We start from the raw sequence: 25,049 nt of genomic DNA, 5'->3' as shown, positions 1-25,049 counted from the left end.
TCACTCTCCCTAGATTATATTACTTTCGAATACTTGACTACGCTGTTCAAATGCTTATCAAACGCCATGCATACGCAGCGAATAAGTAATCGCCCTCGATCAGTTACTTTTATAATAGTATCTTCCGGATGGCTAATAATTTCAATGATGCCGTCCGATTCTAGCTGCTTTAATTTGGCAAGCTCTACTGCAAAGTACTCTTTAAAGTAGATGTTAAACTCTTGTTCTATTGTTTGAAAGCTTAATTTAAATTGACTAATAAGTGTCATAATGACTTGGTGTCTAATTCTATCATCCTTATCGCTGATATAGCCTTTCATGATAGGAAGCTGGCCATTTTCAATGCTGTTTTGATAGAGAGATAGATCGGTGTGGTTTTGAATATAAACGCCATTTAAGTTGCTGATTGAGGAGACTCCAAAGGCAATTAAATCCGTATCAGCATGGGTAGTGTACCCCTGAAAGTTGCGCTGTAATTTGCCTTCCTCTTGGGCAATCGTCAAGTTATCATCTGGCTTGGCAAAATGATCCATGCCAATGTATACATAGCCATTTTCTATCAGTGTATCAATGGTCATTTTAAGAATGTGCAGCTTTATTTCAGCGGATGGCAAGTTCTCATCTAGAATCCGTTTTTGAGCAGGAAAGCGTTCTGGTAAGTGTGCGTAGTTAAAGACGGAAATGCGTTCTGGTTGCAGCCTCAAGACCGTATTGAGCGTTTCTTTAAATCCGTCTAGAGTCTGGAATGGTAAACCGTAAATTAAATCAAAATTAATAGAGCCTATGCCAAGTTCGCGGCAATCATGGACGAGTTCTTCTACCATTTCAACCGATTGTATGCGGTGAATGGCTTTCTGAACCGATATGTCGAAGTCCTGAACACCGATGCTGACGCGATTTATCCCCATATTTGTTAAAAGTGTTAGTTTTGATTTGCTTATCTCACGAGGGTCAATTTCAACGCTATAATCCTGGCTGCCATCCGTGATCAAAGAGAAGTGTCTATTAATGACATCAAATAATTGTTGCCACTGTGGTTCAGACAGAAAAGTTGGGGTGCCACCCCCAAAGTGGAGTTGTGTCACGGGGCGATTGGCATCAATCATCAAGCTGCGTAGACGTACCTCTTCTTCTAGTAGCTCCACATACTCTTCACCTTTATCATATTGTTTTGTCACAATCTTATTGCAGGCGCAGTAGTAGCATAGGTGAGCGCAAAATGGGATGTGGAAGTAAAGGCTGATTGGTGCATCAGATGGCCTTAACATTCTATCGATAAGGGCAATTTTACTGATAGAAGCATCGAATAATGGGGCTGTTGGATAAGATGTGTATCGAGGTCCCGATAAGTTGTATTTTTGAATGAGCAATGGATCCCAGATCATGATATGTTCCTATTAAATTTTCTAATGTCAGTTTACTCTTATGAAGATTTTGTTCTTATGACTTGGATCAAGGTTTTATTGCCAAAGTAAAAACTCACTATGCCCAATAGAGACACCTTTCTTCAGTTTATAAAATTTCAATTTTTGGTATTGGGGTGTATTCATGAAAACATTTCCTATTTATCTTGCTCATGGAGCAGGAGTCGGCCACGAAAAAAGTACCTTTCTTCAACATATTAGTCGTCAGTTGGAAGAAAAAGTTTGTCCTGTTATGCCTGTGACTTTTGCTTATATGCGAGAGCAGGAAGCGACAGGTAAAAAGCGTCCGCCGCCGCGTTTCGATAAATTGATTCCAGAGTTTAAGAGCTGTCTTAACAACTCTGGGCCACTTATTGTTGCAGGTAAGTCAATGGGAGGGCGTGTAGCAACTCAACTGGCAAATGATGAGAGGGTAAAAGGAGTCATTTGCTTTGGTTTTCCATTCCATCCGCCAGGTAAGCCTGAGAAGCACCGTTTGGAATTTTTGGATTCTGTTGAGGTTCCATGCTTGATTATTCAAGGGACAAGAGATGTGTTTGGCAAGCCTGATTGGGTCTTGGAGCAGGTGTTTAACAAAAATATTGATATTGTGTGGGTTGAAGGGGCAGATCATGATTTTAAGACACTCAAAAAGCAGGCTATAACGCAAGAGCAGGTGGCTTCAATGGTCGCTAGCGTGGTTGAGCGTTGGTTGTCAGAAAAGTTTGTCTAGCTAACATAGAGGTTTATAATGAAGGGAATAAGTCAGAGGATCAGATTATGGAACACCATTCATTGTTAGACGCTAGTGGCTTAATGTGCCCAGAGCCCGTCATGATGTTGCATGTGGAAATAAAAAAAATAGAACCGCTTGAAGTGCTAAAGGTGATTGCAACAGACCCTTCTACAACCAGAGACATACCTAAATTTTGCCGATTTTTAGGGCATACTTTGGTTAAGCAGGAACAAGAGGGTGATGTTTATTATTATTGGATCCAAAAGAGAGAAAAGTAAAAAAAGAGGGGTCGAAAGTATGTTTTGACCCCTCTTTTTTTATGTAAGCAAAACACTTTACAAGTAATGCCTTTTTATTAGGCTACCCTAAGTTTCTTGCTATTGTATTTTTCACCCAATAAAGCAATTTTGTATATGTTTTTAAAGCTAGAGAAGGCTACATCAATGTCTAGTCGTAGCTGGCGAGCGATATCACTTGCAGAAACGAGGCCTCGAATGGTTTTTGTTTCTTCATCAATAACAAGTAAATGTTGGCCTTCCGTTTCGCGCTGACTGTACAGTAAAGATTCAATATCAGAGTTTTTTAATGAGGCATAAGATAACGCTAGAACTTTATCTTTTGATTTCATTAAGTCTGCAACAAGCAATTCTGCGCGAGCGTAACCCTTTGCAACATGCTTAATAAAGGCGTCTTCAGACAAGTCATCTAGGCTGATGACACCAACAAAGTTATTTTTTGCATCGACGACAACTTTCATGCGGACATGTTCTTTTCTCATCAGCCTGACCAATTCGTCAGCGCGAGTGTTGGATTCGATCACGCGAGGTGCCGATGTCTTAAAATCTGTGAAAACACATAAAGCAGGTGAATAGAGAGTTGTATTCTCGATAGTTACAGGCCAAGTTAAAGTGTTGACTTCTTTTGTTGAGACGTAAGTTAATGTTTTCATGATGTATTCCCCAAAGTTAAAAAAGTAAGAAGAGCGAAGCTATATCAAGAAAACCGGCGGTGCTCTAGGGTGAGTTTTAGTCGCTAGAAAATAGTCAACTGGATCAAGGTGGTAGCCCGAAACAGTGTAATGCGTAGCCAAAATCAAGGGACGAGCAGAAAAACTAACTTGTTCCCCCTTTATTTCTTTATCTTGATCTAGAGCAGCCTCTTCGCAGCAAATTTTCTCTATATTAGGTTGAAGCCAACGCTGTTTATTAATCTCTTTTGCTGTAGCACGATCTGATAGCGTCAACAGGGACGAAACAATCAGAAATAAGATGATAAACAGCTGAGAGTTCATAAATGCCTTAACCTATGATTTATATTAATAAATATATGCCTCTCTTAGAAAAAAACCCAGTTTTTTTTCGATATACCTCATATTTTTCAATATTAAGTTATTTGTAAACAGACTGTGATGAAAATGCCGGATTCTAGGTTAAATACATTATCAATATGTAAAAACGATAAGTGATCGTGCAGAGAGCGTCAAGCTACGGAGTTAACTAATAGCTTATTCTGTTTGTACGACACATTGTTTACTTAGTTTATGATTTTTATTATACCAACTTACTATTTATCCATAAAAATGCGACCAAAATGATTTGGTCGCATTATAGCTTGTATGCCATTTTCTGCTTTTGGTAGAACTACCGATAAAATGAAATGGATAAAGAGCTCTGCTGGTATTAAGAAGCGGCAGGGATCATCACAATAGCTTCCCCTGATACGACGACTTTGCCATCACACTCACAGGCTGTTTTTAGCGTCACACGGCGGCGGCGCTCATTAATCTCTACCACCGTGATAGTTGTTATAACATCTTGCCCAATATAAACCGGTGCTCTGAACTTAAGGTTTTGTTCCAAATAGATACAGCCGGATCCTGGTAGCTTTGTACCTATCGCTGCAGAAATAAAGCCAGCAGAAAGCATACCGTGAGCGATCGGCTTGCCAAAGCTTGTGGTAGCGGCGAAGTCTGCATCTAAGTGAACAGGATTGGTATCGCCTGTTATATGAGCAAAACTTTGTACATCTTCTTGAGTCACTGTTTTGATGTAAGTTGCCGTTTGGTCAATTGATAGTGCTTCTAAAGTATAACCTGTTGTCATGGTGAATCCTTATGTTTGATTTTCCCGCTATGGTACACTTTCGGCGATTTATTCTTAAGGGGAATCTATGGTCAAGTTAGTGATTTTTGATTGGGATGGAACCTTATTTGATTCCATTGATAAGATCTGTAGTTGTATGTTGCAGGCCGCAGAGCATGCCATGGCGCCCAAAAGAGAGTTTCATGATATACAAAATATCATCGGTTTATCTTTAGATGTGGGGATTAAGGCTGTTTGGCCTGAGCTCCCAGTTGACACATTAGATAAGATAAAAATGCATTATAAACGTTTATATGTTCGAGCAGACCAAACGCCACCTTTGGCTTATGATGGAATGTCTGAGCTTCTTGAGCAGTTGAAAAAACAAGGCATGTTATTAGCGGTTGCAACCGGAAAAACTCGTCGTGGGTTAGATCGTATTATGTCGCTTACGCAAACGGGCCATTACTTTGCGGCAACACGTTGTGCCGATGAGGCGTTGTCGAAGCCACATCCTATGATGTTGGAACAAATCTTAGCAGAACTTAATGTATTGCCGGAAGAAGCCATGATGATTGGTGATACCGAATATGATCTCAATATGGCTAAAGCTGCAGGGGTGGCAAGCATCGGCGTGTCATATGGTGCCCATGATAAAAAACGTTTAGCATCTTGTCAGCCGCAAACGGTTGTCGACAATTTATATCAATTAGCCTCCATTTTAGGGAAATAAAGCATGAGCTGGACCGAAGAAGAAGACAAAAAGAACCAACAAAATTTAACGAATCAACAAGGCGAATTGTTTGAAGAGGATAATTCTGGGCAAAATCGTAATAGTGATAAAGAAAGCGATAGCAGCAAATCATCTGAGACTAGGCTGGATGACAATCAACAGCTCTGGCGCTTATTAGAGAAAACGCTAAGTGATAATGTGATTGAAAAAAGACGTGCTCGTCGTTGGAAGATTTTTTTTCGTTTTACCAGTTTAATTATTTTATTATGCATAGTGGGTTTATGGCTTGGTCGATCCGCCTTAGATTCCAATGTGACTGGACAAAATACGGTGGCCATCATTCCAATGGATGGCGTTATTGGCAGTGGTGGAGACATTGATGGAAATGAATACGTGGATATTTTAGATGATGTTTATCGTAATCCCGACTTAAAAGGTGTCGTCATCAACATGAATAGTCCCGGTGGCAGTCCTGTTCAGGCGGGTATCATTTACGATGCTATTCGTCAAAAAGAAAAGTTGTATCCATCTATCCCAGTGATTGTTGTTGTAGAAGATATGGCTGCATCGGGTGGCTATTATATTGCCTCAGCTGCCAATAAAATTTATGCCAATAGGGCTAGTTTGGTGGGTTCCATCGGCGTGATTTCTTCTGGCTTTGATTTAAGTGGCTTGATCAAAAAAATTGGTGTTGAGCGAAGAACTTTCACATCGGGACGTAATAAAGACTTTTTAGACCCTTTTGTCCCTATGAACAAAGAAGGTAAGGAAAAATGGCAAGCTATCTTAGATGAAACCCATCAGCAGTTTATTGATGCGGTGAAAGCGGGGCGGGGCGATCGCTTGAAAATCACAAATGACGTCTTTTCAGGTATGGTGTTTACTGGTCAGCAAGCACAAAAGATAGGTTTGATTGATGGTTTAGCGAGCCTTCATGATGTATTGAACTCGCAATTCCCCAACGACAAGCAAGTGATCTATGGGCCTAAACAAGACCCATTAGATGAGTTTGCCAAAAAATTTGGCGTTGAGTTTGCTACAAAGTTACTTAGTAACGCTAAGCTAAATTAAAGGTCACTTTTATCGGCATATCACCTTTTAAAAGCCCCTTCTTGGGGTTTTTTATTGTCCTTGTTTTGTAATAATGCAATATAGATAAGATATGGGTAAACACTATTCTTTATTCGTAAAAAAGATAATATAATGACGAAATTGATCAAACGTCCATAGTTTTATCTTTAATAGATAAGAGGGGAGGAAAATGGCTCGTAAGGCAAACATCGCACGAGAAGAGATTCATCAGGCTTGCTGGGATCTACTCGAAAAGAATCAGTTTCCAAATATACCCCGTATCGCGGATTACTTTCTTGAAAAAGACGGTCGCAAGTGTTCAAACACAACCTTAATGAATGCCATCGCTGAATGGGAAGAGCTCTATAAAGAACACCAACAGCATCAACTTAAAGAGCTAGGCGATAGTCTAGCCCCTTCATTTAACCGGTTCTCTCGAGATGTTACGCAGATATTGGGGAGCCTCCTTGATGAAAAAATACTGGATGCCGAAGCCCAATACGCGTTAAGACTTGCCGCAACGGAAGGACAGTATTCATCGTTAAGTTCGGCCTTGTGTGAATTGCAAGACGCTTACGATGCGCTTATGGAGGAGCGAGAATCATTGAAAATTATGAATGCGCAGTTAGATGAACAACTTAAGCTCACTCAACAGCGCTATGATGATGTTTACTCTCACCACCAAGTTATTAACAATCAGCTAACACGGGAGCATTCAGAAAAAGAAGCGTTACGCTTAAACCTTGATCAGCATGAGGTTGATTTGGCGAAGCAGGATCATTTGATTGCAAGCCTTAAAGAAGAGAACTCAAAGCTTAAACAGCAAGTCAAATCCTTACAAGAAGAACAAAGAGCGGTGGATAAACAGCATCGACAAACACTAGACCAAACACTCCAAGAGATTGCTCGAACCATGAAACAGATCCAAGGCAAAGATAGAGACAATAAGTAATAAAGGCTATAATGCGGCTTTTTATTTACCTATTAAAAATGGTCATCAAATGATAGTGAAGAAGATAGCATGAGCAATAGACAGTCCGCCATTCGCGATTTAAGTAGTATTAAAGATTTTATTCGCTGGACTTATAGCCGATTTGGACATAGTGATCTTTTTTATGGTCATGGTACGGATAATGCCTGGGATGAAGCGCTTCATTTGGTTATGGGGTCGTTAAAGCTGCCTCTCGATTTTCATCGTGATATGTTGGACTGCGCTCTGACTTACGATGAGAAAAAACGTATTCTTAAGTTAGTTGAAAAACGTATTAAGCAACGTGAACCTCTGCCATATTTATTGGGCAAAGCATGGTTTATGGGGCTGCCCTTTAAAGTCAGTAAAGATACATTGATTCCTCGATCTCCCATTGTTTCTTTGCTTGAAACAGAATTTGAACCTTGGCTAACACAATACCCTCTGAATATTTTAGATATGTGTACAGGGTCAGGGTGTCTGGGTATTGCAGCGGCTTTAGTATTTGAAGACGCTCAAGTTGATATCAGTGATATTAGTGAAAAGGCTCTAGCGATTGCTCAAGAAAATATTGAATTTCATCAGGTGGAAGACAGAGTGACCGCGATTCACTCGGATATGTTTAAAGGCCTGCATGGTAGACAATATGACCTAATTATTTGTAATCCTCCTTATGTAGATGCAGAAGATTTTAATAGTGCACCTGCTGAGTTTCATAACGAGCCTGAGCTTGCCCTTACATCTGGTGATGATGGGTTAGCATTTACTCATAAGTTTTTATCGCAAGCCGCGCATTATCTGCATGATAACGGTATATTGGTATACGAGGTAGGTAATACCGAGGTGGCTTTGCAGGCAGCATACCCTGACGTTCCTTTTTTATGGGTGGAATTAGAGCAGGGTGGCAATGGAGTCTTTGTATTAACCAAAGAGCAACTTAACACATTACGACGCGAGCAAAAGTAACATTATGTCTGGCAATACATTTGGAACCCTTTTTAAAGTGACCACCTTTGGTGAAAGTCATGGCCTAGCATTAGGCGCCATTATTGATGGTTGTCCTCCTGGCATTGAGATTAGCGAAGCCGACTTACAGCGTGACCTTGACCTGCGTAAACCGGGAACATCAAAACATACGACACAACGCCGTGAGCCAGATGAAGTCAAAATATTATCAGGTGTATTTGAGGGTAAAACTACCGGTACACCCATTGGATTGTTGATCGAGAACACAGACCAACGTTCTCGCGATTATGGCAATATCCAAGACACATTCCGTCCAGCACATGCCGACTACACCTACGATCAGAAGTATGGTTTTCGTGATTATCGTGGTGGTGGCCGGTCTTCCGCGCGTGAAACAGCCATGCGAGTCGCGGCAGGCGCCATTGCGAAGAAGTACCTGAAGCAACAATTTGGCATTGAAATTCAAGGTTTTCTCTCTCAACTTGGTCCAATTAAGCTAGAGGTAAAAGATTTAACTCAAGTCTATAACAATAGCTTTTTTAGTCCAGATCCAGAGGCAATTACAGAGCTTGAAGACTATATGACAGCACTTCGCCGTGAGGGTGATTCTATTGGGGCAAAAATTACCGTCATCGCCAAGAACCTTATGCCAGGTCTAGGGGCGCCCGTCTTTGATCGTTTAGATGCCGATATTGCGAAAGCCATGATGAGCATTAACGCAGTGAAAGGCGTGGAAATAGGTGATGGCTTTAGTGTTATCGAACAAAAAGGGAGCGAACATCGTGATGAAATGACACCAGAAGGATTCTTGTCAAATCACGCTGGCGGCATATTAGGTGGTCTTTCATCCGGTCAGGATATTGTTGTTCACATGGCGTTAAAGCCCACTTCTAGTATTACGATCCCTGGAAAAAGTATCAACCGCAAGGGTGAAGCCATAGAAGTAATTACCAAAGGCCGGCATGACCCTTGTGTGGGGATTCGTGCTACACCCATTGCGGAAGCCATGCTAGCACTGACAATCATGGATCACTTATTAAGGCATCGTGCACAAAATATGGATGTTGAATGTCCGACCCCGATTATTAAAGCTCAAGCTTAATACTGGATAAGTTACTTACTATAAAATAAAAGCCGTGATGATTCCAAAGGGGGGCATCGCGGCTTTTTTATATATCGTCCACATCACCAACATCACATCACACTGTGGTGTTTTAATTATAGAAATAAATTAAATAAATTTGGTATCTTTATTATGAATAATACCGTTATTCGCATCATCATTGCCTCTAAAAACCCTGTCAAAATAAGTGCAGCTTACCAAGCATTTAACAAAGCATTTCCAGATCACACTATTCACTGTGAAGAAATGTCAGCTCCATCAGGTGTAGCAGATCAACCCATGACAGAGGCCGAAACGCGCTTAGGTTCAGAAAATCGTGCACAATTTTGCTATCAACAGAAAAGTCACCAACAAGACGCCAATGTCATGGACGAAAATACTGTGGATTATTTTGTGGCAATGGAGGGGGGGGTTGATCAATTCGAGGAGGGCGCAGCCACCTTCGCTTACGTGACCATCTTAGCTAAAACGGGAAAAATGGTGACTAATCGCTCTGCTAGTTTGCCGCTACCACATTCAATTTACACTCGATTAGTGTCTGGTGAAGAGCTTGGTGATGTGATGGACGACCTATTTGGCACCGTTAACATCAAGCAAAAAGGTGGTGCAATCGGCTTGTTTACCAATGAAGCGGAAAATCGCGAAAGTATTTATACCCAGGCTTTGATTCTTTGCCTCGCACCTTTTATCCACCCAGAACACTTCTAGGGACATTAACTGCTTTAATCAAAGGAGATTGAACTCATGTATCAATGGATCATTTTTGATGCCGATGACACCTTGTTTCATTTTGATAATTTTGCTGGCCTAGTGCATATGATGGCAAAATATGGGGTGGAATTTACCGAACGGGACTTTAACGATTATCAAAGCATCAATAAGCCTTTATGGGTTGAATATCAAAACCAGGCTATTACCGCTGAGCAATTACAAACGAGACGCTTTCAAACATGGGCCGATAAATTGTCTGTGTCTGCACAACAGTTAAACCATGACTTTCTACAATCCATGGCCGAGATTTGCCAAGCACTACCAGGCGCCAAAGAACTAGTCGACTATCTGGAAAGCCAGAAGGTGAATATGGCCATTATCACCAATGGCTTTACCCAGCTCCAGAAAACCCGTTTAGAACGAACTGGCTTTCACCGATATTTTTCTCCCGTTGTTATTTCAGAACAACTTGGTATCGCCAAGCCAAATCGTAAGATATTCGATCATACGTTGACTCTTATGGACAATCCTGATCGGTCCAAAGTGTTAATGGTGGGCGATACTTTAGCATCAGATATACTGGGCGGCATCAATGCCGAGCTAGATACCTGTTGGATTAATCATCACAATGACGTACATCCAGAACATATCATACCAACTTACCAAGCTCGCTCTTTACTTGAGCTCAAGAACATACTGGAGAGCGTACTCTAGAAGATGGCTTATATAAGGATGTAATGCGTAACAATGGAAATTCCGACAGAAGAAGAACTCTTATTAATAGATGAAAGACTAGCGAATATAGATCTAGATGTGGCGGTAAGCATGGGCTATGTCAGAAAAGCACAAGGGTGGAGTTTTTCCACCCTAAGCAAACGTTTCGCTGGTGTTAATACACAGTTATTACAACGTTATATGCAGCAAGGATATGCTTGCGTAAGGCCCATTCATTTTATTGCTGCTTACTCGTGGGTCACTATGGTACCGATGACTAGCTTTTATAAAGGTCTAAAGATTCGAGAGTCCTATAGAGGTATGGATGAGACGGGGGTTGAAGCCCTTATTTGCATTGCCAATATGCCCCATGATTTATTTAGCTTAGCGCTTCAATGTATACACTGCTTTCTAGACGAGTTTGGAAAAAAGCAAGTGGATACTCTCAAGAAGTGTTTAGAGCATGAATATGGTGTTTTTAATGAGGCTTTGTATCAATTTTGTTCTGCTCCTCCCATCATAGATATCGATAAATTTGCAGCAAGCTATTACCGCTCAATAGCACTAACGGTAACAGAGTTTCGCAAGAGGCATCAGTTATCTCCCATGACTATGGCTAGGGTACTAGGGCTGTCCGAGTATAAATATAGAATTCTAGAGGATCCTGATAACCCTCAACCTTTCTCTATGGCAATTGGTTTGAGAGTAAAATTAGGGTTTAAGCTGGATGGCCATGTTCAATTTACTCATTGCATGAAGGATTATCCGGAGTTTCATGAATATAGAAAGCTACAACACATAAGAGATTCTCTGCTGATAGAGTCACTAAGGTACATTTCTGAACAACAGAAACCTTATGTTATCGGGGTTATAAAAGGGTTAGCAACAGCTCACTCTAGCAAGAGAAAATAAGGGCAAAATCAACTTTTTTTTGACCTTATTTTTCTATAATCTATGTGATGTTACAAAAAAAGATACCTAGTGCCTTACCGTAATAATAGGGAGCTTATGAACATAGCAACGGATGAAGAGCTTCTTCACATTGAAAAAATGCTTGAAAATCTAGATATAGATATTGCATTTTCAATGTCATATGTCAGGAAGACACAAAACCTATCTTTTCGTGAATTAAGCCGTCGATTTTCTGGGATTGATGAAGTAATGTGGAAGCGTTACATGCAGCCAAGCTACCCTTCAACTCGTCCTATTCATATTGTTGCTGCATACTCATGGGTAACTATGGTTCCCATGACAAGTTTCTATAAAGGGTTAAAGATTCGTGAATCGTATCGAGGAATGGACAATGAAGCAGTGGATGCACTAATATGTTCCGGTAGAATTCCAACCACTCAGTTTAACCTATTTCTTAATATTATTTATAATTTTTTGGATCCGAAAGGACAAGACTGTGTAGATAATTTAAAACAAAAGCTTATTAAAGAAAAATCATATAGTGACACAGATATTATTCCATTGCCACCTTATAAAATAGATATCAAAAAGTTCTCAAGAGATTATTATAAATCCATTGCTATTGAAATGAAGAAGTTTAGAATAAAAAATAATTTCTCCTACGAAACTATGGCAAAGGTATTAGGTGTTTCCTTATATAAATACTCTAGATTAGAAGAGCCAAATACATATCAAACTTTTTCCATGTCATTAGGAGCAAGACTTAAGCTTGGTTTTAAAGTAAACAGCCATGTTGATTTCACTAGCAATATGGTCGATTATCCTGAGTTTCATCAGCTTAGAATTCAGCAAAACACTAGAGATCAACTCATTGTTGAATCGCTTAAACATCTTTCCAAAAAACAAAAAAGAACGGCAACAGAAATTTTAAAAAAACTCGCAGAAGCCTATATCTGCGAGCCTTATAGATAAAAAGTGGACTTTTTTATGCCTAAAAACCCAGTTTTTTATTTTGACTGATAGGGTAGTTATCCATTAAAAAGGATCTGTTTGAAGGAATAGCTCATCAATATATTTTTTGCTGCTTTCCATAGCGTAAGCGTTAGCAAGCATGGCCTTAGCTGTTTTTTCTGGATGCTGTATATGTACTAAGTGATCGGCATTTTTAATCGATATGAATTTGCTATTGGGGATTTTTTGGGAGAAGGCAATCGCTCCCTTTTTTTTAACATAGGGATCATGTTCACCAATGCATAATAAAAATGGAACTTTTATTTTAGAAACATCGAATGAAGGCTTATGTACTAAGAGTCTAAGTGTGTTTTCACAAAAAGATTGTATTTGTATATCTGTATACCGAAAGACTTTCTGTATGGCACTACGTGAAATAACTTTCCCCCTGGGTATTGATTCGTTATTTGATGTAAGGGATTTTATAAACTCTTGGGCAAATCGTTTTTTATCCGTCAATGCGTGCCCAATAATCTCTATTGTATTTCTTCGTCCAGATTCAGGAATACCAGGAATGCCACCACAGATTGATAGACTGAGAACACCATCCCATATGTTATATAATTCGACAGAAATTGCTGTTGCATATGAAAATGCAAAAATATGTGCTTTTTCTATTTTTAAAAACATAATTAAATCCACTAACATTTCCGTTTGTTTAAGAATACTAACTGAAGCAGGTAGTACATCGGTCATTCCAGTTCCAGGTAACTCAACCGTTATACAATTGAGAGTACTAGAAAAATATTTTGAAAAAAAATCCACTGATTCTATTTCTTGTAGGGCACCCATAAGGAAAATACCGTATTGGTCTGAGGTCTCGTTTTTATAAATTGTATAACGATATTTATTTCCGTTTAGAATAAGTGTTGTTGCTTCCATTTTTTTCTCCTTTATTTAAATAACAATGGAGATAGAAATATAAAGGATAAAAGATACTAAAAATAATTTTATGTGAACATTCACAGAATTTTTCACTGTTTATTTTGTCAGATTGGGTTCATAGGAGTGAATTAGATGGAACATTTAACCGAGTTACTAAAGGATTTAGAGCTACTCACTTTTCGTGATATTTCAACTATTCCTGAAGAGCAGCAGCATGATGTAGCTGAGCAGATTGAGCGTCTTCAAGACTCATTACAATCAATCATTAGTCACTATGTTGAGACAAGCACAACAAGCCAAAGTGACCATGCTTAATCATTACTCCAAAAAACAACTAAATGTGTTTACCGATTTAGGTTGGCTATCTAAATAATGAAATAGGATTTAAGCATCAACTTAGGGCGCATATTTCTATCTACTAATTCCGATAAATGTGATTATCGGAATTAGTGTAATAGTAAGATATAAGCCTTTTTTGGCTTGGTTTTAATTATTTTTATTAAATTCAATGAGTTACTCTATGTCGTTCATTTTTAAAAACACGCTTTAATTTAATTAGTGCTATAAAGAAATGTCCGTATCATTTTGACGATCAATGTAGTCGCCCTGTCCATAATCACAGCAACCAAGTGACTTGATACAGCGGTAGCTTTTGTTTGTTTCGATACCTTTTGCGACAACTTTAATATCCAGTGCATGTGCCATAGCACATAAGGTCTTGATGCTTTGTTTGGCAACATCGCAGCTATAAGCATTTTGCACCAATGACTCAGCTAAATTGATACGTGATATTTGGCATTCAATTAATGGCTGTATAGACAGGCTTTGTCCTGTAACATGACTCAGCACCAATGATGACCCATAGCTGTCGAGCAATTTAAGTGATTGGCTAACTAGACTATTTGGCAAACTTGAGTAAACAGTTTCAGCAGGAACCTCAAATAATAATCCTCGCATTGCCATTGGGTGTTTTTCTACAATAGGCAATAATACGGATGCAAGTAGATCGGGTTGAGATAAAATTGCCTGTGAAATAGGCATACTTATCCGACGAGGTTTATAGTTCGGATAAGATGAGAATGATTCTATTTCTTTTTCTATTGTATTAATGGCTTTACTAATCAGGTTCGCTTCTAAGCAAACAATATTACCTGTTGATTCTGCAGTACTTAGTAGTTCCTCCGCAGAAATACGTCCGAGTTGAGGGTGTTGCCAGCTATAAATCCCCTGCTCTTTTGTTTTCACACCTGTTTTTAAATCTTCTAATAACGCAATTTCTAATGAGAACTCATCTTTTTCAGCGGTAGAGTTAGTGCCTTCAAGTGTTATTTTCAGCTCTTGGCATAGGAAATCATGTCGTTTACTCTCCACCGCGATTGCTTGGTTATAGAATCGATACCTATTTTTCCCTGCTTTTTTAGCTTTGTACATGGCATGATCCGCTTTTTGCTGTACATCATGCAAGTTGACGCGCAGCGCGGAAGTAAAAACAATGCCCATGCTGGTTGTGATATGGGCAATTCGATGATTAATGACAAACGGCCTTTCAAAACATTGGATAATTTTTTCTGCGATTTTTTCCGCAACTGGCTGGTCTTTAATAGGTGCTGATATCACGACAAATTCATCTCCCCCTAAACGGCAGATTAAATCTCGCTGACGCAGTGTATTTTTTAAACGTTCAGATACTTGGGCGAGAAGCAAATCGCCATAGCCGTGACCATAGCTATCATTGACTTGTTTAAAACCATCTAAATCCAGCAATAAGAAGACAAAATTCTCGTTATTCTGGCGACACTCGATTGCAATACGATCAAACTCACTGGTTAGATGTTGGCGATTTGATAGGCCTGTTAGCTTATCAAAGTTAGCTTGTTTCCAATATTTGTCTTGATTCAGTTTGTACTCAGTAACATCGTGAGAAATGCCAATGATTCCGATCACTTCATTCTTTGAATTTTTCAAAGGAAGCTTCGTTGAAAGGTTCCATGTATCATGACTATCATGCCACTTTTCATGATGAAGTTTGTTATAGACGCCCTTTTGCGTTCTTATTATATTTAGTTCTTCTTGTCTTGTAATGCTGGCGTGTTCATTAGAATAGAAGTCAGCATCGGATTTGCCTATCGCTTCAGTGGTATCTTTAACACCATAGCGTTTGGCTAAGCTGGGATTGATTAAAATAAATTTTGACTCAAGATCTTTAAGGTAAACTTGGTCGGGGATGGAGTTGATAAGAGATAAAAGTAGGTGATGCTCTTCTCTAACTTCGTTTAGTAAAGCATACTCTTTAGAAACATCTTCCCATAACTCGACTAATACATGGTTGTTATCTTCAAGGTCTATTGAAAATTCATTAAGGCGTAAAATGGACTGATCATGGAGACGTAAATAATCTTTTTGGTATAGCGATTGACTTGTTGATGTGGGCTGATTTTCTGCAATCGGTTGTAGAATTTTATGGTATAGGTTTTTTATCTGGGTCCGGTTTATGCTGTAGTGGCAGCCTGCGACAATTGATGGCGCTAGCCATTCTTGAAAAAAAAGAGAGTTATAAAAACAGACATGTCCATCTGCTCCATAGATTATCATTGCTCTAGGTAGATGTTCTGCTAATGATTGGTAATCTCTTTCTAGTAACACTATGTCTTTCCAACCATATAATAAGGATAACAGTATAAATTTAGTCCTGAATTCCTATAGACACAATTGTTAAATGCTAAAAAGCCGCCTAAACCTTACTTTTAAACGGCTTTTTTATGACTTTTCGCAACTAATTGGCTGGTGTGAGCTTGCGATTAATGAGTACCAACAGGAGCCCACAACAAGATAATATACTGGCAGCCACTGGAATCCATTCATATCCAAGGCCAACAGTAATAACGAGTCCGCCTAACGCAGCCCCCAAAGCATTACCTAAATTGAAGGCTCCAATGTTAATGGAAGACGCTAGCCCTGGTGCGTCCTCTGCGACCTTCATAACCTTCATTTGTAACGGCGGCCCTATACCAAAAATGGCGACACCCCATAGAAAAACCATAATCGCAGCAGAAAAAGTAGATTGGACGACGAAACTAAAAGCCACCAAGAAAATAATCTGAGCGGTTAATACACAAAATAAAGCAAAGTCCGTCGACTTATCGGCTAATTTACCACTGATAAAATTCCCTAGGGTAAAGCCTATCCCCGCCAGCATAAGAATGGAAGCAATGGCATTATCTGATGCATTTGATAAGGTTCGCAAGATTGGTGAAATGTATGTATAAAGAGTGAACATAGAGCCTGCGCACACTACTGTACAAGAGAAGGCTCGTAAGACGGCAGGCTGTACAATAGCCGTTAATTCTTTTTTCACATTTGGTCTTTCTAAAGCCGGCATATCTGGCAAGTAACGCAGCATCCCCAAAATAGCGAGAACACCCAGCAAAGCAGTAACGGCAAAAGCGGCTCGCCAATCAAATGTTTGCCCTAGCCAAGTGGTGAAAGGAACACCAATAATATTGGCAATGGTTAAGCCTAGAAACATGGAAGCAACAGCTGAGCCTTTCTTGTTTATGGGCGCTAAATTCATTGCCACCATGGCGCCAATACCAAAAAAGGCACCGTGGGAAAGGCTTGTCACAATGCGAGAGATCAATAATACATCGTAATTCGGTGCTAACGCAGAAAACGCGTTACCGATAATAAATAACCCCATTAGGGCAATCAGTGATTTTTTACGGCCAAATCGACTTAAATATAAAGTCACGATTGGTGCGCCAAACATGACGCCGACCGCATAAGCACTAATCAATAGCCCAGCGCTAGGAATAGAGACATTCACACCATTGGCGATGACGGGTAGAAGCCCCATGGGCATAAACTCTGTTGTACCGATGCCAAAAGCACCTAACGCTAAGGCAAATATGCCCCATTGATAAGCTCGCATAGAAGCTCCCTATCTGCATAAAATTAAATAAAAAAGGAAACCAAACCGAAGTTTGATTTCCTTTACGATAAGATTAAGTACCGTTTTCTGTAAGACTTAAGCCATTACACTATTTGGGTGGTTTACCGCAACAATGAGGAACATGACGAATATTATCCCTTACATTTTGTTCGACTTGGCGTAAAGTATTCAATCTCCAACGGTTTAACCAGCTATTATCAACCATAATTCGTGACGCTGTCATGGCTTCTAAAATCGTGTTTAGATCGACCAATTTTACATCATAATGAATCTGAATTTTTTGTTTTTTCAATAAAATACTTAAACACTGTACGCCGTCCGCCTCTTGCCACGTTTGAAAGAATGATTTTGCTTGCTCCATCTGCATGGAGTAAGTACAAATGGTAGCTTTAACAATGCTCGCCTGATCAAACGTTTTCATGTTATACCTACCTCAGTCATTTTTTCTTTTTGTTCGGTATGATCCAGAACCACCAAATAATAAATACAATCAACATCACCCCGATGGAATTTACCAAATAAGTCATGATTTTTCTCCTTTTGAGTGGTTGGCTATTTTTAACTGACGAAGTCGATTCGCATTTAACACAACGGTGATGGAAGATAGTGACATGGCCGCGCCAGCAACCAATGGGTTTAGTAACCAGCCGGTTAAGGGAAACAATATTCCAGCCGCTAAAGGAATACCTAAGCTGTTGTAAGCAAAAGCCCCCCAAAGATTTTGCTTAATATTGGTTAATGTTGCTTTACTGACCTGGATAACATCAGCCACATTGATTAAATCGCTGCGAATGAGCGTTATGTCGGCGCTTTGCATAGCAACATCCGTTCCTGCCCCCATTGCAAAACCAACATTAGCTTGCGCCAATGCGGGGGCGTCATTAATGCCATCGCCAATCATGCCGACAATGTCTCCCTGATTTTGTAAACGGCGAACCCAGTCCAATTTATCCTCTGGCATCAACTCGCTATGAAAATCATCAATTCCCAACTCGTTAGCAACAAATTCAGCACTGTTTTGGTTATCCCCTGTTAGCATGACAACTTTCAGCCCCATATCATGAAGCGTATTAATGGCTCTTTTCGATGATGATTTGATGGGGTCTTGTAGGTAAAAGATAGCCAACAATTGATTATCACGGGATAAGTACACTTTTGTTGCTGTGCGATTTTGATGAGTGCGCTCATCATTTGTTATCTGATCAATAGTGATGCCCTGTTGCTCCATTAAACGCTGGTTGCCAAGGTAGTAGCGTTCACCGTTGACAATGCCTTGAAGGCCCAATCCATTGAGTGACTGAAAGTCTGATGTTTCTATTGACGTCGATTTTGTGACTGAGTCAGCATACTCCAACAAGGCGTGTGCCAAGGGGTGATTTGCCCCCTTCTCCAGTGAGGCAATCAATTGAGCCGCTTCTGTTTCAGTTGTGTTATTGAAATATTCAGCCTTAACGACCGCAGGCTTGCCTTCAGTAATGGTGCCTGTTTTATCTAGCACGATAGTGGTTAATTGGCTGGCTGTTTGCAGAGCATCACCATTTCGGATGAGGCCGCCAAACTGTGCTGCTTTGCCAACGCCAATCATGGTAGAGATGGGGGTCGCTAATCCCAAGGCACAGGGACAGGCGATGATGAGTACGCTAATGGCCGCAATAAGCATATGAATAATGACCGGGGCCGGTCCGAAATTAAACCAAACTATTGCCGCGAATACCGAGATAATCATCACACTGGGAACGAAAATAGCGGACACTTTGTCGGCCAGTTGGCTAATGGGAGGCTTAGAGTTTTGGGCATGACTCACCATATCGATAATTTTTGCCAACATGGTATGCGCACCCACTTCGGTTGCTTGGTAGCTCAAAGTCCCATTGCCATTCAGTGTGCCTGCTGAGATATTATCTCCTGTCTGTTTTTCGACGGGTATTGGCTCACCTGTGAGCATGGATTCGTCGACACTGGATGAGCCACTGGTTACAACACCATCAACCGGCATAGTGTCGCCAGAACGAACCCGAATGATGTCACCCACCACTATGTCACTAACGGGAAGGCTTTGTTCTTCTTTGTTACGAATCACATTAGCCATTTTAGGGCGAAGATCCAATAGATGACGTAGAGCTGCACTGGTCTTACCTCGCGCTTTTACTTCAAAGGCTTGCCCCAAGTTAATTAACCCTAAAATCATAACACTTGACTCAAAATACAAGTGTCGTGAAGTTACCGGGAAAATATCAGGTACGATAACCACTAAGAAGGAGTACAACCAGGCACTAACGGTTCCTAATGTGATTAAGGTATCCATATTGGATTGACGATGTAAAAAGGCTTTAAACGCACTACGGTAATAATGACGCCCTGCAATGATCATAACCAGCAATGTGAGCACGCTCACCAAAAACCAACTTAACTGTTGTGATGTGGTTGTTACTGTCATAGTGCCGCCAAGCCAGCCATAAAGCATCAACGGAATACCAAGTACTAAACTGATAATGGAAGCATTACGTTTGCTCTTATATTCTTGCTGTTCTTGTTTTTCTCTTTCCTCTGCGGCTTGATCTGGATCGTTAATAACACTTGCGCCATATCCCACAGCGGAAATGGCTTCAATGATAGTGTCTGCAGATATGGATGCTGATACTTGTGCTGTACGACTGGCAAAATTCACTTCTGCCTTGGTGACACCGTCTAGATTATCCAATGTTTTTTGGATGGTATTCACGCAGGCAGCACAAGTAATCCCCGTTAGGGAAAATTGTTTCTGATGTACTGAGTCATCGTAGGGGTGTGCACTCCCTTTGCTGTCAGCACCTTCATGTCCATTAGGTTCATTTGCCAAGTATTCTTGTTTTTGTCGGTTTGCTGCTAGGGAATCACTATTCTGCTTTTCATTGGAGTGAGTGTTTTGCCGCTCTAGGGCTTGATAGTCTCCAAGATAGGTGAAGCCGACTTCTTCAATCCATTGCTGAATGTCTTTTTTGCTTTTTGTCGTGGTCACCATTAGGTGATTTTGGGCGGGATGACCTTCTACTTCGGCATTGCCTTCTTCTTGTTCAATGCGTTTTCTAATTTTACTAACGCAGCCCTGACAAGACATTCCTTCTACGGATAAATCATAATGAGCGCGCTCATTTTTTTTGTATTGACCTAATGGTTGATAGCCTGCCTCTTGAACGTATTCTTCCACTTGTTTTTGAGTTAAAACGGTTTGAACATCGAGACGATCTTCTTCTGGCGTTCCGACCACTTCTGCATTTTCATCTTCCAATTGAATTTGCTTTCTCACCTTACTGACACAACCCTGGCAGGACATTCCGGTTACGTTTAATGCCATTTTATGAATAGATGAGTTTGCAAGTTTATTTGAATTCATCCTACGGCTCCTGAGTGTCTGTTGTCGTGGTGCCATCCTCTTCATGGTTCCAATCCTCAATGAGGCAGCAAATAGAGTGTCCATCAGGGGTGCCGTTGGGCATTTGATCCCATACCGCTAATGCGGCTTCCATGGTATTTAAATGCGCTTGTAGCTCAGCTATTTTTGCTTTTGTTTCGGGCACTTTTTGCAATAAGAGCTCACGTACCATGGGGCATGGTGAATCCCCACTGTCGGCATGCTGGAAAATATCGTCTATTTGCTTAAGACTGAATCCTAGTGTTCTTGCCTGTTGAATAAACTGGATACGCTGTAGAGCAACCCCATCATAGAGTTGGTAACCATTGTTAGGGTCACGCTTGGCCACGATTAGACCTTCACGGGTATAGTGCCGTACTGTTTCACTTGTCACGTTGGCTTTTTTCGCCAGTTCACTTACTCGCATCTTAATCTCCCTTGAAACAGGTAGTGGAGCGGTTTACTCCTTAACATTGCTTATACTATAAAACCTATGGGTAACACATAGGTCAAATGTCATTTCGTACAAAATACTATTTGCTTATGAATTGCACATTGAAGAAAGATGCACAGCTAACAAAGCGGCAATGGAGAGTCCTGAAACAGAAAAACCGATGTGAAGACATCGGTTTTGGATTGGCCGGTTATAACAGAAAGGCCTTCTTTCTGATTAGAGAGTGAGATTAATGAAGTTTAAGTTTGGGTTTTACCACTTTGCCAATTTTCTGAGCTGCCATAATAATGGTTGCTTTAAACCAGCCGTGAATAGCAATCAAATGCAAGCGATATAAAGACACATAAACAAAGCGAGCAACACGGCCTTCAACAAACATGGAGCCCCCCATCAAGTTCCCCATCAAGCTGCCCACGGTGCTATAACGGCTTAGGTTGACTAACGAACCATAGTCTTTATAAATATATTCTTTTAAAGGCTGGTCTTTGAATGTAGCTTTGATGTTAGCAAAGACAATAGAAGCCATTTGGTGGGCTGACTGAGCCCGCGGAGGCACAAAGGAACCATTTGCTTGTTTACAAGCACAGCAATCACCAATCACGTAGACATTTTCATAGTTCGCGGTTTGCAAATTGCCTTTTACTAATATTTGGTTGTTGCGCGTAGTTTCAAAGCCTTCAATGTCTTTGACAAACTCAGGAGCTTTTACGCCAGCCGCCCAAATCATCAGATCCGCCTCAATGATTGTGCCATCAGCTGTTTCAAAACCATGTTTTTCTGCTCGAACAACTCTTGTCGCTTGGCTAATTGTAACGCCCAGACGAGTTAAGGCTGAATGAGCTTTCACGGTAATACGATCAGGTAATGCAGGGAGAATGCGTTCCCCTGCTTCTATTAATTGCACATTAAGACGCTTACCCGACATATCACGCATGCCATAAGCCTTAAGAAGGTCTGCGACATGAAAGAGTTCGGCGGACAACTCAACACCTGTTGCTCCCCCACCAACAATGGCTAACTTCAATTTGTCCTCTTTATCACCTTGGTTTAGGCGTAAAAAGTGCGTAAGAAGGGCTTGTTGGAATCGCTCAGCTTGTTTGTGTGAGTCAAGGAAGTAACAATGCTCTTTTACTCCAGGTGTGCCAAAATCATTACTGATACTACCAACAGCCATCACTAAAATATCATAGCCAATAGTTCGTTCAGGCAAAATTACATGGCCTTTATCGTCGCTGATGGCGTCAAGCGTTATCCTTTGTTCTTTGGGGTCGACATGAGAAACCGTTCCCAACTTGAATTGATAATGATGTTTCGCAGCATGAGCTCGATAATTAACACCATCGCTATTAATATCAATAGATCCTGTTGCAACTTCGTGAAGCAAAGGCTTCCAGATATGGATTTGGCTGCGGTCAATTAGTGTAATATTAAAGTCTTTCTTTTTACCGTAGGCATGACCAAGCTGTGTCACAAGCTCTAAGCCACCGGCGCCGCCGCCGACAACAACAATTTCTTTCATTTCGATCCCCCTATAAATGAATAATCAGGAAAACACTCATAAAATGTTTTCCTGATGACTCAACGCAACAGAGTACGCAGCAAGCGACCCATATTGGCTTGACCATTCTATTGTCCATTTCAGATAGCATAGAACCTGAGCACCTTTTTATTCAGTCTTTGATTCTTTGAGTTAATAACTTGTCCAGTGTATTGGCAAATGCCATACGGTCTTGTTGACTAAATGTCGAAGGGCCATCGGATTGAATACCAGAAGAACGCATTTGCTCCATAAAGTCACGCATTGCTAGGCGTTGCTTAATATTTTCTTTGCTGTACAACTCACCACGAGGATTAATGGCCAACGCGCCTTTAGCAATAACTTCCGAAGCAAGTGGAATATCTGCGGTTACAACAAGGTCTAAGTCTTCCACTTGTTCAACAATATAATTATCAGCGACATCAAAGCCTGAACTGACAACCCTTCGTTCAATCCATTTTGATGGTGGAATGGAGATGGCTTGATTAGCCACTAATATACAGGGAATATTGATTCTTTCTGCGGCTCTAAAAAGAATGGTTTTAATAACATTGGGGCAGGCGTCTGCGTCAACCCATATTCGCATAATAGAAAATTCCTCTGAATGAGCTTCTATTATTAATCAGGTTAATGATGAAATCCAGCAACGATTATGAACATACAGATCACAAATAGTGATCTGTATGTTGTTTCATCATTTTGTGATGTTTTTTTAATAAATACATCACATATTCGGGTAATTTGGGCCGCCTGAACCTTCAGGTGTGACCCAACGAATGTTCTGTGATGGATCTTTAATATCGCAGGTTTTGCAATGTATACAGTTCTGAGAATTAATTTGAAAAACTGATTCTTCGTCCTGTTGAACCACTTCGTAAACCCCCGCAGGACAGTATCGCTGAGCAGGCTCACTGTATTTGGGGAGGTTTTCTTTAATCGGTACATCGGCATCTTTCAGTTGCAAATGACAAAGCTGGTTTTCTTCATGATTTGTGTTAGACAGAAAGACAGAAGATAATTTATCAAAACTTAATTTACCATCGGGCTTAGGGTACGCAATAGGCTGATGTTTGCTTGCTAATTCTGTACAAGCGTAATCCGGAGTCATATCCTTGAAAGTAAAGGGCAAACTTCCGGAGAAAATACTCTGATCCAACCAGTTATAGGCCCCTCCTAAAAAGGTCCCAAATTTATGCATAGCAGGAACGAAGTTGCGTGCTTGCTCGAGTTCTTTACCTAACCACGATGCTTTAACTTCATCATTATATTGGCTTAACTCTTTTTCTGGGTGTTCTGATTGCAGCGCTTTGAACAATAGCTCAGCGGCAATCATACCGCTTTTCATGGCGGTATGAGTCCCCTTGATTTTAGCTGGATTTAAAGTTCCTGCATCGCAACCGATTAATAAACCACCAGGGAAGCTCATACTTGGTAAAGACGCCCACCCTCCCTTAACAATGGCTCTGGCGCCATAAGCGACACGTTTGGCACCTTTTAGATGCTTCGCAATCAATGGGTGATGCTTATATTTTTGAAACTCTTCATATGGACTCAAGAAGGGGTTTTTGTAATTCAAATCGACAATTAAGCCAATGGAGACTTGATTATTCTCAAGATGATATAAGAAACCGCCACCGCCTGCTTCTTTACCTAGTGGCCAGCCCGCTGTATGAACAACTAAGCCTGGGGAGCTCTGATCTGCTGGCACATCCCAAAGCTCTTTTATGCCTAAGGCATAGTGCTGAGGTGATTTTCCCTCATCAAGCTGGTAGCGTTCAATTAGTTCTTTACCAAGGTGGCCACGACAGCCTTCCGAGAAAATCGTATATTTGGCTTTTAAGATCATGCCTGGCATGTAGCCTGATTTCTGGGAGCCATCAGCAGCGACGCCCATATCACCAGTGATGACACCCTCGACATTGCCTTCTTCATCATAAGATAGCGCTGCTGCGGAAAATCCTGGGAATATTTCGACGCCAAGGGATTCTGCTTGTTCCGCTAACCAACGGCAAAGGTTGCCTAAGCTAATAATATAATTGCCTTGATTATGAAGCGTTTTAGGTACCATCCAAGAGCTGAATTTTTTACTGCCAGTTTCTGAACCGAGCCAATACAACTCATCCTGATTAACTTCGCTTAGTAAAGGCGCTCCCATTTCTTTCCAATCAGGAAAAAGCTCCGTTAATGCCTTGGGATCCACTACTGCACCAGATAGAATATGTGCCCCAATTTCAGACCCTTTTTCCACAAGGCAAACGCTTATCTCTTGGTTTTTTTCCTGAGCTTGTTGCATTAATCGACAGGCGGTTGCTAAACCTGCTGGCCCACCCCCAACGATTACTACATCAAATTCCATCATTTCTCTGTCTGTCATACAGCCTCCTAAAACAGGCAGTCATGCT

General features: G+C 40.7%; 25 protein-coding genes. 12 read left to right on the top strand and 13 right to left on the bottom strand.

The genetic code is table 11. The features are described from left to right. Positions 1-14: 14 nt before the first annotated feature. Positions 15-1,385, bottom strand: coding sequence for an oxygen-independent coproporphyrinogen III oxidase (hemN, locus tag MSP8886_RS14345; RefSeq protein ID WP_067017621.1), 1,371 nt, complete (start codon positions 1,383-1,385; stop codon positions 15-17). 163 nt (positions 1,386-1,548) lie between these two features. On the opposite strand from hemN, the gene MSP8886_RS14340 reads away from it, so the two are divergent. Beyond that, positions 1,549-2,136, top strand: a complete 588-nt coding sequence (locus MSP8886_RS14340) for an alpha/beta family hydrolase (RefSeq protein ID WP_067017619.1) — start codon at positions 1,549-1,551, stop codon at positions 2,134-2,136. 47 nt (positions 2,137-2,183) lie between these two features. Continuing rightward, positions 2,184-2,417 (top strand): sulfurtransferase TusA, encoded by a 234-nt coding sequence (gene tusA, locus MSP8886_RS14335; RefSeq protein ID WP_067017615.1) that lies wholly within the window; start codon positions 2,184-2,186, stop codon positions 2,415-2,417. 77 nt (positions 2,418-2,494) lie between these two features. Here the strand turns inward: tusA and MSP8886_RS14330 are convergent, their stop codons facing one another. From MSP8886_RS14330 to MSP8886_RS14320, 3 genes are all read right to left on the bottom strand, one after another. Then, the gene (locus tag MSP8886_RS14330) at positions 2,495-3,088 is read right to left on the bottom strand and encodes a CBS domain-containing protein (RefSeq protein ID WP_067017614.1); all 594 of its coding nucleotides are present in this window, start codon (positions 3,086-3,088) and stop codon (positions 2,495-2,497) included. Between the two features lie 39 nt (positions 3,089-3,127). Further along, positions 3,128-3,430, bottom strand: a complete 303-nt coding sequence (locus MSP8886_RS14325; protein ID WP_067017611.1) for a hypothetical protein — start codon at positions 3,428-3,430, stop codon at positions 3,128-3,130. 388 nt (positions 3,431-3,818) lie between these two features. Continuing rightward, on the bottom strand, positions 3,819-4,241 hold the full coding sequence (locus MSP8886_RS14320) for a MaoC family dehydratase (RefSeq protein ID WP_067017610.1): 423 nt from the start codon (positions 4,239-4,241) through the stop codon (positions 3,819-3,821). A 67-nt stretch (positions 4,242-4,308) separates the two neighbouring features. Here MSP8886_RS14320 and MSP8886_RS14315 point away from each other — a divergent pair, with 67 nt between their 5' ends. From MSP8886_RS14315 to MSP8886_RS14275, 9 genes are all read left to right on the top strand, one after another. Further along, the gene (locus MSP8886_RS14315) at positions 4,309-4,953 is read left to right on the top strand and encodes an HAD-IA family hydrolase (protein WP_067017608.1); all 645 of its coding nucleotides are present in this window, start codon (positions 4,309-4,311) and stop codon (positions 4,951-4,953) included. Between the two features lie 3 nt (positions 4,954-4,956). Then, a complete protein-coding gene (sppA, locus tag MSP8886_RS14310; protein ID WP_083200966.1) occupies positions 4,957-6,024 on the top strand; it encodes a signal peptide peptidase SppA in 1,068 nt (355 codons plus the stop codon). Positions 6,025-6,214: 190 nt separating this feature from the next. Continuing rightward, on the top strand, positions 6,215-6,976 hold the full coding sequence (locus MSP8886_RS14305) for a hypothetical protein (protein WP_067017606.1): 762 nt from the start codon (positions 6,215-6,217) through the stop codon (positions 6,974-6,976). Between the two features lie 69 nt (positions 6,977-7,045). After that, positions 7,046-7,960 (top strand): 50S ribosomal protein L3 N(5)-glutamine methyltransferase, encoded by a 915-nt coding sequence (prmB, locus tag MSP8886_RS14300; protein WP_067017604.1) that lies wholly within the window; start codon positions 7,046-7,048, stop codon positions 7,958-7,960. A 4-nt stretch (positions 7,961-7,964) separates the two neighbouring features. Further along, the gene (gene aroC, locus MSP8886_RS14295) at positions 7,965-9,062 is read left to right on the top strand and encodes a chorismate synthase (protein ID WP_067017602.1); all 1,098 of its coding nucleotides are present in this window, start codon (positions 7,965-7,967) and stop codon (positions 9,060-9,062) included. Between the two features lie 153 nt (positions 9,063-9,215). After that, positions 9,216-9,791, top strand: coding sequence for an inosine/xanthosine triphosphatase (yjjX, locus tag MSP8886_RS14290; RefSeq protein ID WP_067017601.1), 576 nt, complete (start codon positions 9,216-9,218; stop codon positions 9,789-9,791). Between the two features lie 36 nt (positions 9,792-9,827). Continuing rightward, positions 9,828-10,508 (top strand): pyrimidine 5'-nucleotidase, encoded by a 681-nt coding sequence (gene yjjG, locus MSP8886_RS14285; protein WP_067017599.1) that lies wholly within the window; start codon positions 9,828-9,830, stop codon positions 10,506-10,508. A 33-nt stretch (positions 10,509-10,541) separates the two neighbouring features. Beyond that, positions 10,542-11,420, top strand: a complete 879-nt coding sequence (locus tag MSP8886_RS14280) for a hypothetical protein (protein ID WP_067017597.1) — start codon at positions 10,542-10,544, stop codon at positions 11,418-11,420. Between the two features lie 96 nt (positions 11,421-11,516). Next, complete coding sequence (locus tag MSP8886_RS14275; RefSeq protein WP_067017595.1) at positions 11,517-12,392, top strand: helix-turn-helix transcriptional regulator; 876 nt, start codon at positions 11,517-11,519, stop codon at positions 12,390-12,392. A gap of 63 nt (positions 12,393-12,455) precedes the next feature. Here the strand turns inward: MSP8886_RS14275 and MSP8886_RS14270 are convergent, their stop codons facing one another. Continuing rightward, the gene (locus MSP8886_RS14270) at positions 12,456-13,313 is read right to left on the bottom strand and encodes an alpha/beta fold hydrolase (protein ID WP_067017593.1); all 858 of its coding nucleotides are present in this window, start codon (positions 13,311-13,313) and stop codon (positions 12,456-12,458) included. Positions 13,314-13,448: 135 nt separating this feature from the next. Here MSP8886_RS14270 and MSP8886_RS14265 point away from each other — a divergent pair, with 135 nt between their 5' ends. Continuing rightward, positions 13,449-13,631 carry a hypothetical protein gene (locus MSP8886_RS14265; RefSeq protein WP_067017591.1) on the top strand — a complete coding sequence of 61 codons (183 nt, stop codon included), beginning with the start codon at positions 13,449-13,451 and terminating at the stop codon, positions 13,629-13,631. A gap of 246 nt (positions 13,632-13,877) precedes the next feature. Here MSP8886_RS14265 and MSP8886_RS14260 read toward each other — a convergent pair whose 3' ends face one another. From MSP8886_RS14260 to MSP8886_RS14225, 8 genes are all read right to left on the bottom strand, one after another. Then, a complete protein-coding gene (locus MSP8886_RS14260) occupies positions 13,878-15,959 on the bottom strand; it encodes a diguanylate cyclase domain-containing protein (protein ID WP_067017589.1) in 2,082 nt (693 codons plus the stop codon). A 130-nt stretch (positions 15,960-16,089) separates the two neighbouring features. Beyond that, a complete protein-coding gene (locus MSP8886_RS14255) occupies positions 16,090-17,244 on the bottom strand; it encodes an MFS transporter (protein WP_067017588.1) in 1,155 nt (384 codons plus the stop codon). A gap of 109 nt (positions 17,245-17,353) precedes the next feature. Beyond that, complete coding sequence (locus tag MSP8886_RS14250) at positions 17,354-17,686, bottom strand: hypothetical protein (RefSeq protein WP_067017587.1); 333 nt, start codon at positions 17,684-17,686, stop codon at positions 17,354-17,356. 102 nt (positions 17,687-17,788) lie between these two features. Further along, positions 17,789-20,638 carry a heavy metal translocating P-type ATPase gene (locus MSP8886_RS14245; protein WP_175365311.1) on the bottom strand — a complete coding sequence of 950 codons (2,850 nt, stop codon included), beginning with the start codon at positions 20,636-20,638 and terminating at the stop codon, positions 17,789-17,791. A gap of 1 nt (position 20,639) precedes the next feature. Beyond that, the gene (locus MSP8886_RS14240) at positions 20,640-21,083 is read right to left on the bottom strand and encodes a MerR family transcriptional regulator (RefSeq protein ID WP_067017585.1); all 444 of its coding nucleotides are present in this window, start codon (positions 21,081-21,083) and stop codon (positions 20,640-20,642) included. Between the two features lie 256 nt (positions 21,084-21,339). Further along, entirely contained in the window at positions 21,340-22,629 is a 1,290-nt protein-coding gene (locus MSP8886_RS14235; RefSeq protein ID WP_067017583.1) for an NAD(P)/FAD-dependent oxidoreductase, read from the bottom strand. A 151-nt stretch (positions 22,630-22,780) separates the two neighbouring features. Next, a complete protein-coding gene (locus tag MSP8886_RS14230; protein WP_067017581.1) occupies positions 22,781-23,233 on the bottom strand; it encodes a YaiI/YqxD family protein in 453 nt (150 codons plus the stop codon). 138 nt (positions 23,234-23,371) lie between these two features. After that, positions 23,372-25,021, bottom strand: a complete 1,650-nt coding sequence (locus MSP8886_RS14225; RefSeq protein ID WP_067017580.1) for an electron transfer flavoprotein-ubiquinone oxidoreductase — start codon at positions 25,019-25,021, stop codon at positions 23,372-23,374. Positions 25,022-25,049 lie beyond the last annotated feature (28 nt).

Origin of the sequence: Marinomonas spartinae, from assembly GCF_900089775.1 — a bacterium.
Classification (GTDB): domain Bacteria; phylum Pseudomonadota; class Gammaproteobacteria; order Pseudomonadales; family Marinomonadaceae; genus Marinomonas; species Marinomonas spartinae.
The sequence above is the reverse complement of the archived record's forward strand: the minus strand, read 5'-3'. Positions and strand labels throughout refer to the sequence as shown.